Here is a 12620-nt window from a genome sequence, read left to right as displayed (position 1 = left end):
TATGCATCCCCTTTTAGAAAAAGCTCAACTGTTAAAACAGCAACTTAACTTTAATTGGTCGCTAATTTTTGGTGTGAGCTTTTTTCTGGTGGTAGTGATTGGGCTCGTGCAAATAACTACCGGTGTATCTGATTGGTTAGTAGAGAACAAAGATGCACAAATAAAGCACTTAACAGTGCTAGGAAAGCCCAAATACACTGACGAAAAGGCCATAATAAAAGCAATAAAAAAGGCCGATTTAAGCAGTTTTTTTGAGCTAGATGTAAAACGCGTACAGCAACTGGTAAAAGATTTACCTTGGGTTGCAACCGTATCGGTACGCAAGCAATGGCCCGATACAATACAAGTGTACGTAGTTGAACACGAAGCCGTAGCCCATTGGAATAGCGATTTACTGCTAAACCAAAGTGGCGATGCCTTTGAAGCAAGTAGCGATAAACTCGCCAATGATTTACCGCAACTTTACGGCCCAGAAGGCAGCGAAAAAGAAGCGTGGATTGCCTTTAAGCAGTTTGACGAAATGCTAAAGGTAAATGCGTTAACGTTAAAAAGCTTAGCCCTTTCGGAGCGTTTTTCGTGGCAGTTATGGTTAGATAATGGTGTGCGCTTAAATTTAGGGCGCAAAGACAAAGCAAAGCGAGTACAGCGGTTTATAGATGTGTACCCGCGCATGGAAAAGCGTGCAGATGCACAAATAGATGCAATAGATTTACGCTATGATACCGGCCTTGCAGTTAGCTATAAGCCTGTGCAAGAACAGCAATTACAAAATAAGAGTAAGGCATGACTAAGTCAGCAGAAAGAAACCTAGTGATTGGATTAGACGTTGGTACCTCAAAAGTGGTGGCCACGGTAGGTGAAATCACCGCAGATAACAAGCTCAGCATTGTTGGTGTGGGCAGCCAAGTATCTCATGGTATGGATAAAGGCGGCGTTAACGATTTAAACTTAGTGTCTGAGTCGATTCGCCGAGCAATAGATGAAGCCGAGTTAATGGCTGATTGTCGTATTAGCTCAGTGTACTTAGGGATTTCTGGCAAGCACATACAATGTCAAAACGAAAGCGGCGTGGTTGCTATCAATAATACAGAAGTAACCGATGAAGACATTGAAAATGTAATTCATATAGCGCGCTCTGTGCCCATTTCGGCCGAGCGTAAAATGCTGCATGCATTACCGCAAGAATACAGCATTGATATGCAAGAGGGCATTAAAAACCCCCTTGGGATGAGCGGCGTACGTATGGAAGCACGTGCACACATTATTACCTGCTCAAACGACATGGCTAAAAACATTGAAAAATGTGTTGAGCGCTGTGGTTTAGAGGTTGATCAGCTTATATTTACCGCACTTGCATCGTGTTACTCGGTTTTAACCGATGACGAAAAAGAGCTTGGTGTAGCGGTACTTGATATTGGTGGTGGTACAATGGATATCACTATTTATATTAACGGGGCATTACGCCATTCTTCGGTTATCCCAGTGGCGGGTAATCAAGTAACCGGTGATATTGCAAAAATATTTCGTACACCTATATCACATGCTGAGTCACTCAAAGTACAATATGCATGTGCAAGTAGCCAAATGGCCAGTAACGAAGACACCATAGAAGTACCAAGTGTAGGCGGGCGACCAGCACGATTAATGTCGCGCCATACTTTATCTGAAGTGGTAGAGCCTCGTTTTAGAGAATTATTTGAATTAGCGATGGAAGAAATTCGTCGCTCAGGTTTAGAAGACCAAATTGCGGCAGGCCTCGTTATTACAGGCGGGACTGCTAAAATGACTGGCGCAATGGAAGTGGCTGAAGATATTTTCCAAATGCCAGTGAGAATAGGCAAACCAATCGGGATAGTTGGTTTGACAGACTACGTAGACGATCCTTCGTACGCAACCGCTGTAGGTTTGTTACAATACGGGCGCACTATGCAATCGATGAATGCACAAAAGTCGAAAGCAGAGGATAATAATAATTGGTGGAACCGCATTACTAAATGGTTCCAAGGCGAGTTTTAAAGTACTCAAGTCGGAGAGTAAACATGTTTGATATGATGGAACAACACAGCGAAGAAGCTGTAATTAAGGTAATTGGCGTGGGCGGTGGCGGCGGTAACGCTGTTGAGCACATGGTAAAACAACAAATAGAAGGCGTGCGCTTCATAGCCGCAAATACGGATGCACAAGCATTACGTAATTCCGCTGCCGATATTACCGTACAACTAGGCACGCAAATAACCTCAGGGTTAGGTGCAGGTGCAAACCCAGAAGTAGGCCGCGAATCGGCTGAAGAAGATGCAGAAACAATCCGTGCCAGCCTTGAAGGCGCAGATATGGTATTTATTGCTGCCGGCATGGGCGGTGGTACAGGTACTGGTGCTGCACCAGTGGTTGCTAAAATTGCCAAAGAATTAGGTATTTTAACGGTTGCTGTAGTAACGCGTCCTTTTGACTTTGAAGGCAAAAAGCGCGCAGCAGCTGCTGAACAAGGCATTAACGAATTGTCAGAAATTGTAGACTCACTTATTACAATTCCGAACAATAAATTGCTTAAAGTTTTAGGTAAAGGGACTACACTGTTAGATGCCTTCGCTAAAGCAAACGATGTACTTTTTGGTGCGGTTCAAGGTATTGCGGAGCTAATTACACGCTCTGGTTTAATTAACGTGGATTTCGCCGACGTACGTACCGTAATGTCAGCAATGGGTACTGCCATGATGGGCACAGCCTCTGCATCAGGCCCAGATCGTGCTCAAGAAGCTGCAGAAGCGGCTATCTCAAGCCCATTACTAGAAGACGTTGATTTAACCGGTGCTAAAGGTATTTTGGTTAATATTACCGCGGGTATGGACATTGCGATTGAAGAATTTGAAATTGTGGGTAACCACGTTAAAGCGCTAGCGTCTGAAAATGCAACTGTGGTTGTAGGTGCAGTTATTGACCCAGAAATGAGCGACGAGTTACGTGTAACTGTTGTTGCTACGGGTTTAGGTGGCGATCGTCGTCCGCAGTTTGGTATTGTTGATAACGGCTTTAAAAAGGCATCAGGTTCTGATGTAGCAAGTTCATCAAACCAATCTAGCAGCATGTACGTACCAAGCTTTGCAAGCCAAGGCACAAGCACTGAAGAAACGACGCCAAGCACGCAAGTAGAAAGCAAAGAACAAGCGCCATCTACAAGCTCAAGCAACACGGCAAGTTCATCAGCGCAAAACAGTAAAAAAGCGGATAAATCAGAAGGCGGAGATTATTTTGATATTCCGGCTTTTTTACGTAAGCAGGCTGATTAACATTTACTAATGCTTTTGTTTGAAATATGTACAAATATTGAAAGGCAAAAGGATTTATGTTAAACTCCGCCGTCTAACTGTAACTGATTTAAAAGTGAGCGAACCTATGATTAAACAGCGTACGATTGCACAAGTAGTCAAAGCCATAGGAATTGGACTTCATAAAGGTGAGAAGGTCACAATAACTCTCCGACCTGCGAGCGCAAATACCGGGATTGTATTTCGTCGTGTCGACCTTGATCCGGTTGTTGATTTTGAAACAACACCTGAAGCCGTTGGTGATACGCAGCTGTGTACCTGTTTAATTAACAAAGATGGCGTTCGCTTATCAACGACTGAGCACCTAATTGCAGCGGTTGCTGCAATGGGTATCGACAATTTAATTGTTGAATTAGACAGCTCAGAAGTGCCGATTATGGATGGTAGTGCATTACCGTTCATTTATTTGTTACAAAAAGGCGGCATTGAAGAGCAAAATGTTGCGAAACGCTTTATTCGTATAAAAGAAAAAGTACGTATTGAAGAAGGTGATAAATGGGCCGAAGTAGAACCATATGATGGTTTTCATATCGACTTTGAAATTGCCTTTGATCACCCGGCCATTAATGAAAGCCGCCAGCGCATTGGTTTAGATATTACTGCGCAAAGCTTTACTGAAGAAATTAGCCGTGCACGTACATTTGGTTTTATGAAAGACATTGAATACATGCATGCTAATAACCTAGCACTTGGTGGCAGCATGGACAGCGCAGTAGTACTTGATGACTTTAAAGTACTAAACCCAAATGGTTTGCGCTACAGCGATGAATTTGTAAAACACAAAATATTAGACTGTGTGGGCGACATGTTTATGACAGGTCATAACCTACTAGGTAAAGTAACGGCTTATAAATCGGGTCACGATTTAAATAATAAGTTACTTCGCAAAATTATGGCAACAGAGTCAGCATGGGAGTGGGCAACATTTGAAACGCCTGTTACGATGCCTGCACCCGGCCTTGAATTAGCGACGGCCTAATTTAGTATTTTTTAAAAATACACGCTCACAAACAGTTATAAAAAATGACGCTTAATAGCGTCATTTTTTTTGCCTTAAATTAGCGAGTTGCAGCTAATTACTATTAATTTTTAATAATTAACGCGCAGCTTAAAGCGCTAAAATTGTTGGTAACTGTGCCAGTTCAGTTATGGTGTAGGTTGGGCTTATGCCTGCTGGTAACTGCTCGCCTGGGTGCTGTAGCCAACAGGTATCAATACCGGCATTATTGCCTCCTAAAATATCGCTAGAGGCAGTGTCGCCCACCATTAATATTTTGCTCTTGTCTGGGTTACCCATAAGCTCAAATGTGTGCTCAAAAATAGCCTTGTTAGGCTTAGCAATGCCTACCAGTTCCGAAATAACCAGCCAATCAAACATGTTTTCAAGGCCGGTATGCGCTAGGCGCAGGGCTTGCAAACGGGCAAAGCCATTAGTAATAATACCCAATTGTGCATGCGGTTTGAGTGCATTTAGTAAATCGATTGCGCCGGGGAGTGGTTCACAAATTTGTGCCATAGCATCTAAAAATGCATCGTTTAGCTCTTTAGCGGGTACCCCTAATTTTACAGCCCACTCGTTAAAGCGGGTTACTTGTAAGTAATCGGCGCTAATTTTTCCATCTTGATAATCTATCCACAGCTGCTTATTAGTTTTTTGGTAATGGATGTAATCGGCTTGAGTAAACTCAATATTGTACGCTTTAAACATGCGGGTCATCCCCGCTAAAATATCAAACCTGAATAGTGTTTCGTCTGCATCAAACAGTACATAACTGTATTTCATTAATTTTCCTGATAAAGGCTAGGGTGTAAAAAAGGAGCCATAGCTAAGGTAAGCGCTTGGGTGTAGGTGCTTTGGCGAGTGGCATGATTGTTTGTGAGAAGCCCTATCGCGCCGCCTTTTTGCTTAACATTATGGGTGTTAAATGCTTTATCCATTACATTGCCAAGCTCTTCTCCGCTTAGCAGCGCGTTATATAACACTTGCGGTAACGGCAGGTTACTGCTGCGTCCTATCGCTTGCTCAGAGCCATTATTAATAACAACATAGGCAAAGGTGGCAGCACCATAGCTAAATTGCTCTGCACCGCCTTCCATTGCACAGTAGTAATCTGCTTGGTACATGCTTTTACAGTAAGTAACTCGGTTTTGTGCGCCTATACGGGTTTGTTCCTCGCCAATTGGTTGATCGGGAACATTTGAGGGAGCATCAACGCCTTGGCAATCAATTTCGTAACTAGGAAAGTACATTGCAAAAATATGTTTTGCAGCGTTAATTTTTACTGGGTTTTTAGAGCCCACAATAATTTTTAATGAGTGCGACACGTTTTCCCTCACTGTTAGCAAAAGCAGCAGTGTACGTCAGAAGTGTAAATCATAAAAGAGGGGCTAAATGGGTATATCTAAAGGGGCTAGGTTTTCAAGAGCACGCTTTTTAACAATAATGTCTTTAATTAGCGGAGTAAGCACCAGCTCCATTGCTAAACCCATTTTACCGCCTGGCACCACAAGGGTATTTATACGCGACATAAAGCTGCCTTCAATCATCTGTAAATAATACGGAAAATCAACGTCATCAATTCCTCTAAAGCGAATAACCACAAAGCTTTCATCTAGCGAAGGAATATCTTTTGCGCTAAATGGGTTTGACGTATCAACCGTTGGCACACGTTGAAAGTTAATATGGGTGCGCGAAAACTGCGGTGTGATGTGATTAATGTAGTCATCCATACTGCGTACAATTGAGTCCATTACTTTTTCGCGAGAGTGGCCACGGTCTTGCGTATCGCGGATCAATTTTTGGATCCATTCAAGGTTAATAATAGGCACCATGCCTATAAGCAGATCCACGTGCTTAGCTACATCATGATCCTGATCAACCACGCCACCGTGCAAGCCTTCGTAAAACATTAAATCAGTGTTTGTTTCAAGATCTTGCCAAGGGGTAAAGGTCCCCGGTAATTGATTGTATGGCACTGCTTCGTCAAAGGTATGTAAGTATCGGCGCAATTTGCCTTGGCCTGTTTCGCCGTAGGTACCAAATAAGGTTTCTAATGCGCCAAAGTCATTGGCTTCACGGCCAAAATAACTTATGTGTTTACCTTCTTGTTGTGCTTCGCGTACTTTTTTATCCATTTCTGGGCGCGTGTAACGATGAAAGCTATCTCCTTCGATAAAAGCCGCATCAATGTTGAGGCTACGAAAAATATGTTTAATTGCATTGGTGGTAGTGGTAGTTCCCGCACCCGACGAACCTGTAATAGCAATGATAGGATGTTTAGCTGACATGTATTTTCTCTTTTTTAGGACCAAGTTAGTTATAAAGAGTTGACTGACTTAGGTCAAGTGACGCCATCGGCAAATAACGTTATCATGAGGTGCTTAAAAATAAAACGAGAGAAAGCATGAAACTTATTAAACCATGGCTTGGGCTAGTCTCTTTAGCGGCGCTAAGCCTTGCTACAGCGCAGGCTAGCATGCCTAAAAGCCAAATATTACTTGCTGATTTAAATACACCCTACGGTATGCAAGTGAGTATAGTGAGCGACAAAAATAGCTATAACAACCAACCTAATTTAACAAACAAGGGTATTTATTTCACCCATGAAGTTATTTCAAGCGAGCAAAGTCAAACCGATATTGCCTATTATGATTTAGCAACCAAGCAAATAAGCAACATAACAAATACGCCAGTGAGCGAATATTCGCCCACTGTTATGCCCTCAAAACAAAGTTTATCGGCTATTGTGGTAGAGCAAGATAGCAAACAAAAGTTGTGGCAATACCCACTTGATACTAAGCAAGCACCGAGCCGTATTTTTGATTGGATTGAACCTGTTGGCTACCACGCGTGGGGCGCTCAAAGCGACTTAGTGATGTTTATTTTAGGTGAGCCACATACATTGCAATATACTTCGGTTGCTGCGGCAAAAGGCGAGGTGGTAGCAAGTAACATAGGGCGTACGCTTATTTATAACAGTAAAACCGCAACATTTTTATTTAGTTACACAAAAAATGATCAGCATACTTTAGCAAGCTTTAACCCGCAATCTAAACAGGTAGAAGATTTACTTAGATTGCCAGAGCAAGTACAAGACTTTATTTTAAAAGATGCTAATACAGTGGCTTATGCGGTTAAAAACCGTGTATATATGCGTAATTTAAGTGGCACCGATGAGGTTTCTCAATGGCTTAACTTAAGCCCATATTGCGAGACAAACATAACGCGAATGAGTTATAAAAACGACAAACTTGCCTTTGTATGCGATGTAAAATAATTCGGACTTTGCAGCGCGTATAGGCTAATGTAATGCACAATTAAACATTAAAGGGATCACCACGTGGCTTATAGTGCAGATGAGTTAACAGAGCAGCTCATTCAGTTAAAGTGCAGAAGCAACTTTAAAATTAAAAACATTGCTGAGTACATGTTAGCAAATTCTAAAGAAGCAATTTATACCCACAGCGAAGCGGGTAAAGGCAAAATAATTATTCGCCCAGCCTTTGAGGTGTTTAGCGATGATTTTGCAACAATTGATGAGGTAACACGAGTACAAGGTTATTTTCATAGTAGCGAGATGACACGCTTTCCTACACGTATTCACAAAAGTGCGCAGCCGATTCACTATGGTGTGGCCTTTAAAATTAACTCAGAGCAAGCAGCAAAAGACTTTATTGCCAAGCTAACACAGATTATTAACGGGTAAATAAAAGCCGCTGAGTGAATAACTCAGCGGCTTTTTTAATTATGCATATTTACTTTTAATTAAGCTTATTTGCTTTTTAAAAAGTCATTAACTGATGCCAGTTCACGCTCTTTAAGCGCAATACAATCATGGGTACTTTCTTCAAGCTTGCTTAGCGTACGCGCGTAGCCCGGTGTTTCTTCAATTTTATCTTTAAAGAATGCTTGCGTGGTTGCTAAACTTTGTTCATCACAACGCGCGGTTGTAAAGTACGGTAAGTTAGGCACAAAAAACGGCGGTAAGCTTTGTGTTACCTTGTCGTAATTGTTGTATATCCACTCAATAAATAATGCTTGGCGTGGCTCGCTATAACTTTGACCTGCTAAAATAGTGCGCATATCAGATGCGGTGACTTCGTCGGTTAAGGTGTACGCTAATACCTGCTTTTGTAACTGCGCTTTACCCATAAAGCCCATTGCTGCCAGCATGTTTGTGCGTACTTGTGGATCTTTAGTGGTTTTAAAGGTTGCCATAAATTGATCAAGTAAGGCTTTATCCCCATTATAGGCGGCAAGTTTTAAGTAGGTAGCTGCTAAATACGGATCCACTTTTTGCGGATCGTTTAAGTATACTTGTGTTTGCTCTTTTGCTTTGCTGATCACACGTTGATCTTCGCCATCAAAACCTAGCAAGGACACAACACCTGCACGTAGTTGCGATACTGCACCGTCTTCGCCAGCTTGTGCTTCAAGTGAATATTTTTTAGCTGCAGGCATTACTGCGCTGCGAATAAACTCAGGCCATAACGCTTCGTTGCTTTCATCTTTAAAGGTATTTTTTTGCGATACCAAATAGCCCAGTGCTGTATTTGCAACACGAGGATGATCATCGCTCACAAATACTTCTAAGGTTTGCATTAACTTAGCCGCCGATATTACACCCGCATCAAGTAGTGCATCAGTGGCAGAGAGCAGCGCTAAACGCTCACGATCATTAAGTGCTTGCGGAGCATGTTTTATAAGTGAATCAAACTGCGCATCGTCCATTACCCAGCGGTAATAACCTAGCGCCCCTTCATCGGGATAAATCCACTGTGGCTCAAAATCAAGTGTTAGGGTTTGGCTTTGCTTATTGAGTAAAATACTGGCTGTTTTTACTTTATCGCCAGCGCCATATTTTATCCCAACAGGGACATTCCAAAGCTGTGCGGGTGCATCTACACCGGCATTAGCAAAGCGACTTTGCGATATAGTAATTTTTTTACCGTCTTGTTTTACATCTACAAGCGGAAAAGAAGACTGTTCAATAAATGATTTTAAAACACTCGCAACATCTTTATTAGAAGCTTTACCTAGTGCTTCCCATAAATCGGCTGCTTCGGCGTTTTTATACGAGAATTTTTTTAAGTAACTTTGAATCCCTTTTTGGAATGCGTCTTCACCAATCCAGTTTTCAACCATAGCCAGTACAGCGCTGCCTTTACTGTAGGCAAGCCCTAAACCATCCATAATATCGGCTTCGGTTTTAATCGGTTTACGAATCGGCTTAGTGCTTAAGCGAGCATCTAATGCCATTACGTTGTTTTGTGGTAAATCAAGGTGAGATTCAAATTCTGGATTAAGCTGTTTAGTAATTTTTGCCGCCATCCAGCTGGCAAATGCTTCGTTTAACCATAAGTCGTTCCACCACTTCATGGTAACTAAGTTACCGTACCATTGATGGGCAAGCTCGTGAGCAATAATCGACACATTACGCTGTTTTTTACTGCGTGTAGCAGCTGCTAAATCAACCAGTAATATATCTTCGCGGTAGGTTACTAGGCCTGAGTTTTCCATTGCGCCAAAAGGAAACTCGGGTACTGCTACCGAGTCGAGCTTTTTATAAATATAAGGAATACCAAAATACGCCTCAAGTGCAGCAAGTACTTTTGGCATGTTCTCTTTTGCGTAATCAGCTAAATGAATTTTACCCTGCGGGGTAATAACACGCCCTGGAATTGGCATGTCTTTTATTTCAAGCTCTTCAAAAGGGCCCACGGCCATAGCCACTAAATAAGAAGGAATAGGTGGCGTTTTATCAAAGTAATGCGTTGTCATCTCGCCGTTAACTGTGGTTTTAAGCTCTGGCGTATTGGCATAAACCTTTTGAGACGTTGGCGCTGTAATTGTTAACTGAAACGGTATTTTATAACTTGGCTCATCAAATACTGGAAATGCACGGCGTGCATCATTCATTTCAAACTGAGTAAATAAATAAGGTGTGCCCTGATCAATTGTTTTGTATAAGCCCACACTTTGGCGATTATACGGCGCAGAAAAATCTATTTTTAGGGTGTACTTACCCGGCTGAATTTGCTCATCACAGCTAAATTTTACTTTTTCTGTTTTTAGCATTTCGTTATTTAAGTCGCAGTTTTCATCGCCTAGTAACTGCGCCATTTTAACAGCGTAAGCCACGCCGTTAAGTTCAATGTAATGAGTGGGTTTTAACACTTCTAGGGCTATTTCTGTCATCCCTGTAAAGGTGTCTTGGCTTGGGTCGAGTGTTAACGACACCTTTTGTGAACTTGGTTTAGCAAGCTTTTCGATAACGAACTCGTTAGCGTTGGCAGTAGTCATTGCTAAAGCAACACTTACTGTTAATAGGCTTTTTAAAAACATAGTGATCCCTAGATTGTTGTTGTTAGAAACTGACTCAAACAGGCATTTCTATGCCCTTAAAAATTGAGATTTAGATATCCTAGCAGTTTTTTTTATGAGAGTAATTTAATAAAGTGGCTGCTTGGATTTAAAATAGTAACAAATAGTGTCAGTGGCTCTGGCGCTGCTTAAAGCGCTGCCAATGCAGCTGTGGGTTAATGGTGCGAATTTGCTGTATTACGTTGTTTAGTAAGGCGGTATCGTCAAATTTATCATTGGGGTATTCGTTAAACCCCATTAAATAATTAAAGGCGTCTTTTGAATTAGCCTGTAATGCGTAAATACGTACTTGTTGCTCAAAATTAAGCCGTAGGCTGCTTATAGCGGTTTTCATACCGAGTTGATCAACAGTGGGAATGGCACATTTTTGCAAATAACCCGCACGTTCACCTTCACCAGTAAACCAAATGCGTACTTTTTCGCTGTAACGGCCAGACTTAGCCGGTAAATCAAACAACAAACGTGTGTGATTATGTGCTTTAACAAAGGCAATAAAGTCGTTAAGCCCTGCATCAACTAAGGCTTGATGCACCGGAACCAAGCGCGCTTTTATTTTTCCATTAGTATGAAAATTAAAACATAAAATGCCATTTTTAAGCTCAAGATCGTCAAGCGTTAAGCAGCCAATTTCATCGCTATATGCGCCACTGTAATAGGCAATTAAAGGCAACCAAAAATGCCAATGCTTTGCTTGCTCTCTTGCTACTTTAAAGTCGCCATAAATATAGCCGTTATAAAGCGTATGCAGTTCCATTGCTGAAAAAGGGCGGCGGCCAAGATGGGTTTTCAACGTAATCCCTTGAAATTAATGACATGTTATATTTTATACTTAAAACAGATAAACATGCGAGTATCGATTTTAGTATTTATGTTTTTAGCTACAAAACAAAAACACCCACTTAAAAAGCAGGTGTTGTATTCACTATTTAATTTATAGTGGCAGTTATTCGCTAAGTGCGCGTGCTAAGCCAACAGGCTCTATTTCTACACACACTTGGTCGTCATTCCAATTTAAACCAACTAATGCGCTGTCTTCGTTTAAATCTTCTACCCACTCATCTAAAAATTCATCTAAATTAATTTCTACAGGCGTAAATTCTTGCCACTCTTCTTTACACTGGGCTTTTGCTGCGTCTTCGCTTTCCCATAAAAGCAGTACATCCGTTTCGGCAAACTGGTTAGATTCGCACACTACAAAGCCGCCGTCGTCGCCACCTAACGCCCACACTTGCTCGCTTAAACGTACTTTTTCTACAAAGCTAACTAGTTGTGATTCAATTTCAATATCGCTCATGTGTTTACCTTATTTGTTTAGAGTCTGGGATCGGTGCTTACTGCAGCTTGACGCGTGCCATAGTCTTTATAAAAACTGACTAAAGCAGCGTGTTGGCTAAAGTCTGTTAATTCACGAAAGCAAATCCAATCAAGTAGGCAGTATAAACTGATGTTAAGGCATTCACAGCCTTTAAATTCATCATCGTTTAAATGACTATTTAAATAGCTTAATGTTTGTGCAATTCGTTCGTTTTGCAGATTAAAAAATAATTTATCGTCGCTAGTATCAAATCCTGAGCGTCTGCTAAGTGCTAATTCTACTAACGAGTCGTTACAGGCGTTAATAATATTAAGTAGGTGCTCTTGCGACCAGCTTAGTGGTGTTTTACCAGCCTTGGCGATAAGGTAACGTAAAATAATAGTTGAATCGCTTAGCGTTAAATCACCATCAATTAAAACCGGTATTTTTCTTCCTGGGTTGTTACTGGCTAAGGTAGGGCGGTCTTGCTCAGAAAAAATATCTAGGTTTACTAGCGCTAAGTCAACATTGTTTTGTGCTGCCCACATTCTTACTCTGCGCGCAAATGGAGAAGGGTTAGATCCTATAAGTTTCATAATTGCTCCTAAAAAAAGCC

At 41.5% G+C, this 12620-nt stretch carries 13 protein-coding genes; 6 read left to right on the top strand and 7 right to left on the bottom strand.

Going from position 1 to position 12620, the window contains the following annotated elements:
* Position 1 precedes the first annotated feature (1 nt).
* The 4 genes from MTF64_RS09860 (at position 2) to lpxC (ending at position 4305) form a co-directional block, all read left to right on the top strand.
* Positions 2 to 787 (top strand): cell division protein FtsQ/DivIB, encoded by a 786-nt coding sequence (locus tag MTF64_RS09860; protein WP_248451258.1) that lies wholly within the window; start codon positions 2 to 4, stop codon positions 785 to 787.
* Positions 784 to 2016, top strand: a complete 1233-nt coding sequence (gene ftsA / locus MTF64_RS09855; RefSeq protein WP_004589420.1) for a cell division protein FtsA — start codon at positions 784 to 786, stop codon at positions 2014 to 2016. Before MTF64_RS09860 ends, ftsA begins: the two co-directional genes overlap by 4 nt.
* Before the next feature lie 23 nt (positions 2017 to 2039).
* Entirely contained in the window at positions 2040 to 3287 is a 1248-nt protein-coding gene (gene ftsZ, locus MTF64_RS09850) for a cell division protein FtsZ (protein WP_004589421.1), read from the top strand.
* A gap of 106 nt (positions 3288 to 3393) precedes the next feature.
* Positions 3394 to 4305, top strand: a complete 912-nt coding sequence (lpxC, locus tag MTF64_RS09845) for a UDP-3-O-acyl-N-acetylglucosamine deacetylase (protein ID WP_004589422.1) — start codon at positions 3394 to 3396, stop codon at positions 4303 to 4305.
* 129 nt (positions 4306 to 4434) lie between these two features.
* On the opposite strand, the gene yjjG is transcribed toward lpxC, so the two are convergent.
* The 3 genes from yjjG to MTF64_RS09830 all read right to left on the bottom strand — a co-directional run bounded on the left by yjjG (position 4435) and on the right by MTF64_RS09830 (position 6614).
* The gene (yjjG, locus tag MTF64_RS09840; protein ID WP_054982322.1) at positions 4435 to 5109 is read right to left on the bottom strand and encodes a pyrimidine 5'-nucleotidase; all 675 of its coding nucleotides are present in this window, start codon (positions 5107 to 5109) and stop codon (positions 4435 to 4437) included.
* Entirely contained in the window at positions 5109 to 5651 is a 543-nt protein-coding gene (gene yjjX, locus MTF64_RS09835) for an inosine/xanthosine triphosphatase (protein WP_248451257.1), read from the bottom strand. The genes yjjG and yjjX overlap by 1 nt, the downstream gene beginning before the upstream one ends.
* Before the next feature lie 63 nt (positions 5652 to 5714).
* Positions 5715 to 6614, bottom strand: a complete 900-nt coding sequence (locus MTF64_RS09830) for a phosphoribulokinase (RefSeq protein WP_004589425.1) — start codon at positions 6612 to 6614, stop codon at positions 5715 to 5717.
* A 116-nt stretch (positions 6615 to 6730) separates the two neighbouring features.
* Here MTF64_RS09830 and MTF64_RS09825 point away from each other — a divergent pair, with 116 nt between their 5' ends.
* Both MTF64_RS09825 and MTF64_RS09820 read left to right on the top strand, forming a co-directional pair.
* On the top strand, positions 6731 to 7603 hold the full coding sequence (locus MTF64_RS09825) for a hypothetical protein (RefSeq protein WP_248451256.1): 873 nt from the start codon (positions 6731 to 6733) through the stop codon (positions 7601 to 7603).
* Positions 7604 to 7666: 63 nt separating this feature from the next.
* Positions 7667 to 8032 carry a hypothetical protein gene (locus MTF64_RS09820; RefSeq protein WP_004589427.1) on the top strand — a complete coding sequence of 122 codons (366 nt, stop codon included), beginning with the start codon at positions 7667 to 7669 and terminating at the stop codon, positions 8030 to 8032.
* A gap of 65 nt (positions 8033 to 8097) precedes the next feature.
* Here the strand turns inward: MTF64_RS09820 and MTF64_RS09815 are convergent, their stop codons facing one another.
* The 4 genes from MTF64_RS09815 to MTF64_RS09800 form a co-directional block, all read right to left on the bottom strand.
* Positions 8098 to 10671: a M1 family metallopeptidase gene (locus MTF64_RS09815; RefSeq protein WP_024033294.1), complete on the bottom strand. Its 2574-nt coding sequence runs from the start codon at positions 10669 to 10671 to the stop codon at positions 8098 to 8100.
* Positions 10672 to 10819: 148 nt separating this feature from the next.
* Positions 10820 to 11500, bottom strand: coding sequence for a hypothetical protein (locus MTF64_RS09810; protein ID WP_004589429.1), 681 nt, complete (start codon positions 11498 to 11500; stop codon positions 10820 to 10822).
* A gap of 153 nt (positions 11501 to 11653) precedes the next feature.
* On the bottom strand, positions 11654 to 12004 hold the full coding sequence (locus MTF64_RS09805; RefSeq protein WP_004589430.1) for a DUF2750 domain-containing protein: 351 nt from the start codon (positions 12002 to 12004) through the stop codon (positions 11654 to 11656).
* A 17-nt stretch (positions 12005 to 12021) separates the two neighbouring features.
* A complete protein-coding gene (locus MTF64_RS09800; RefSeq protein ID WP_248451255.1) occupies positions 12022 to 12600 on the bottom strand; it encodes a glutathione S-transferase family protein in 579 nt (192 codons plus the stop codon).
* Positions 12601 to 12620: the final 20 nt, after the last annotated feature.

Source organism: Pseudoalteromonas sp. 2CM41L (genome assembly GCF_023161905.1).
GTDB classification, from domain to species: domain Bacteria; phylum Pseudomonadota; class Gammaproteobacteria; order Enterobacterales; family Alteromonadaceae; genus Pseudoalteromonas; species Pseudoalteromonas atlantica.
Note: the sequence above shows the minus strand (reverse complement) of the source record. Positions and strands in the feature narration are given on the sequence as shown.

What these genes read in the sequence shown, in the direction of transcription:
- MTF64_RS09830 (WP_004589425.1), bottom strand. Translation starts at nt 6,614, where the DNA reads ATGTCAGCTAAACATCCTATCATTGCTATTACAGGTTCGTCGGGTGCG.
- MTF64_RS09825 (WP_248451256.1), top strand. Translation starts at nt 6,731, where the DNA reads ATGAAACTTATTAAACCATGGCTTGGGCTAGTCTCTTTAGCGGCGCTA.
- yjjG (WP_054982322.1), bottom strand. Translation starts at nt 5,109, where the DNA reads ATGAAATACAGTTATGTACTGTTTGATGCAGACGAAACACTATTCAGG.
- MTF64_RS09860 (WP_248451258.1), top strand. Translation starts at nt 2, where the DNA reads ATGCATCCCCTTTTAGAAAAAGCTCAACTGTTAAAACAGCAACTTAAC.
- MTF64_RS09800 (WP_248451255.1), bottom strand. Translation starts at nt 12,600, where the DNA reads ATGAAACTTATAGGATCTAACCCTTCTCCATTTGCGCGCAGAGTAAGA.
- ftsA (WP_004589420.1), top strand. Translation starts at nt 784, where the DNA reads ATGACTAAGTCAGCAGAAAGAAACCTAGTGATTGGATTAGACGTTGGT.
- MTF64_RS09815 (WP_024033294.1), bottom strand. Translation starts at nt 10,671, where the DNA reads ATGTTTTTAAAAAGCCTATTAACAGTAAGTGTTGCTTTAGCAATGACT.
- lpxC (WP_004589422.1), top strand. Translation starts at nt 3,394, where the DNA reads ATGATTAAACAGCGTACGATTGCACAAGTAGTCAAAGCCATAGGAATT.
- MTF64_RS09805 (WP_004589430.1), bottom strand. Translation starts at nt 12,004, where the DNA reads ATGAGCGATATTGAAATTGAATCACAACTAGTTAGCTTTGTAGAAAAA.
- ftsZ (WP_004589421.1), top strand. Translation starts at nt 2,040, where the DNA reads ATGTTTGATATGATGGAACAACACAGCGAAGAAGCTGTAATTAAGGTA.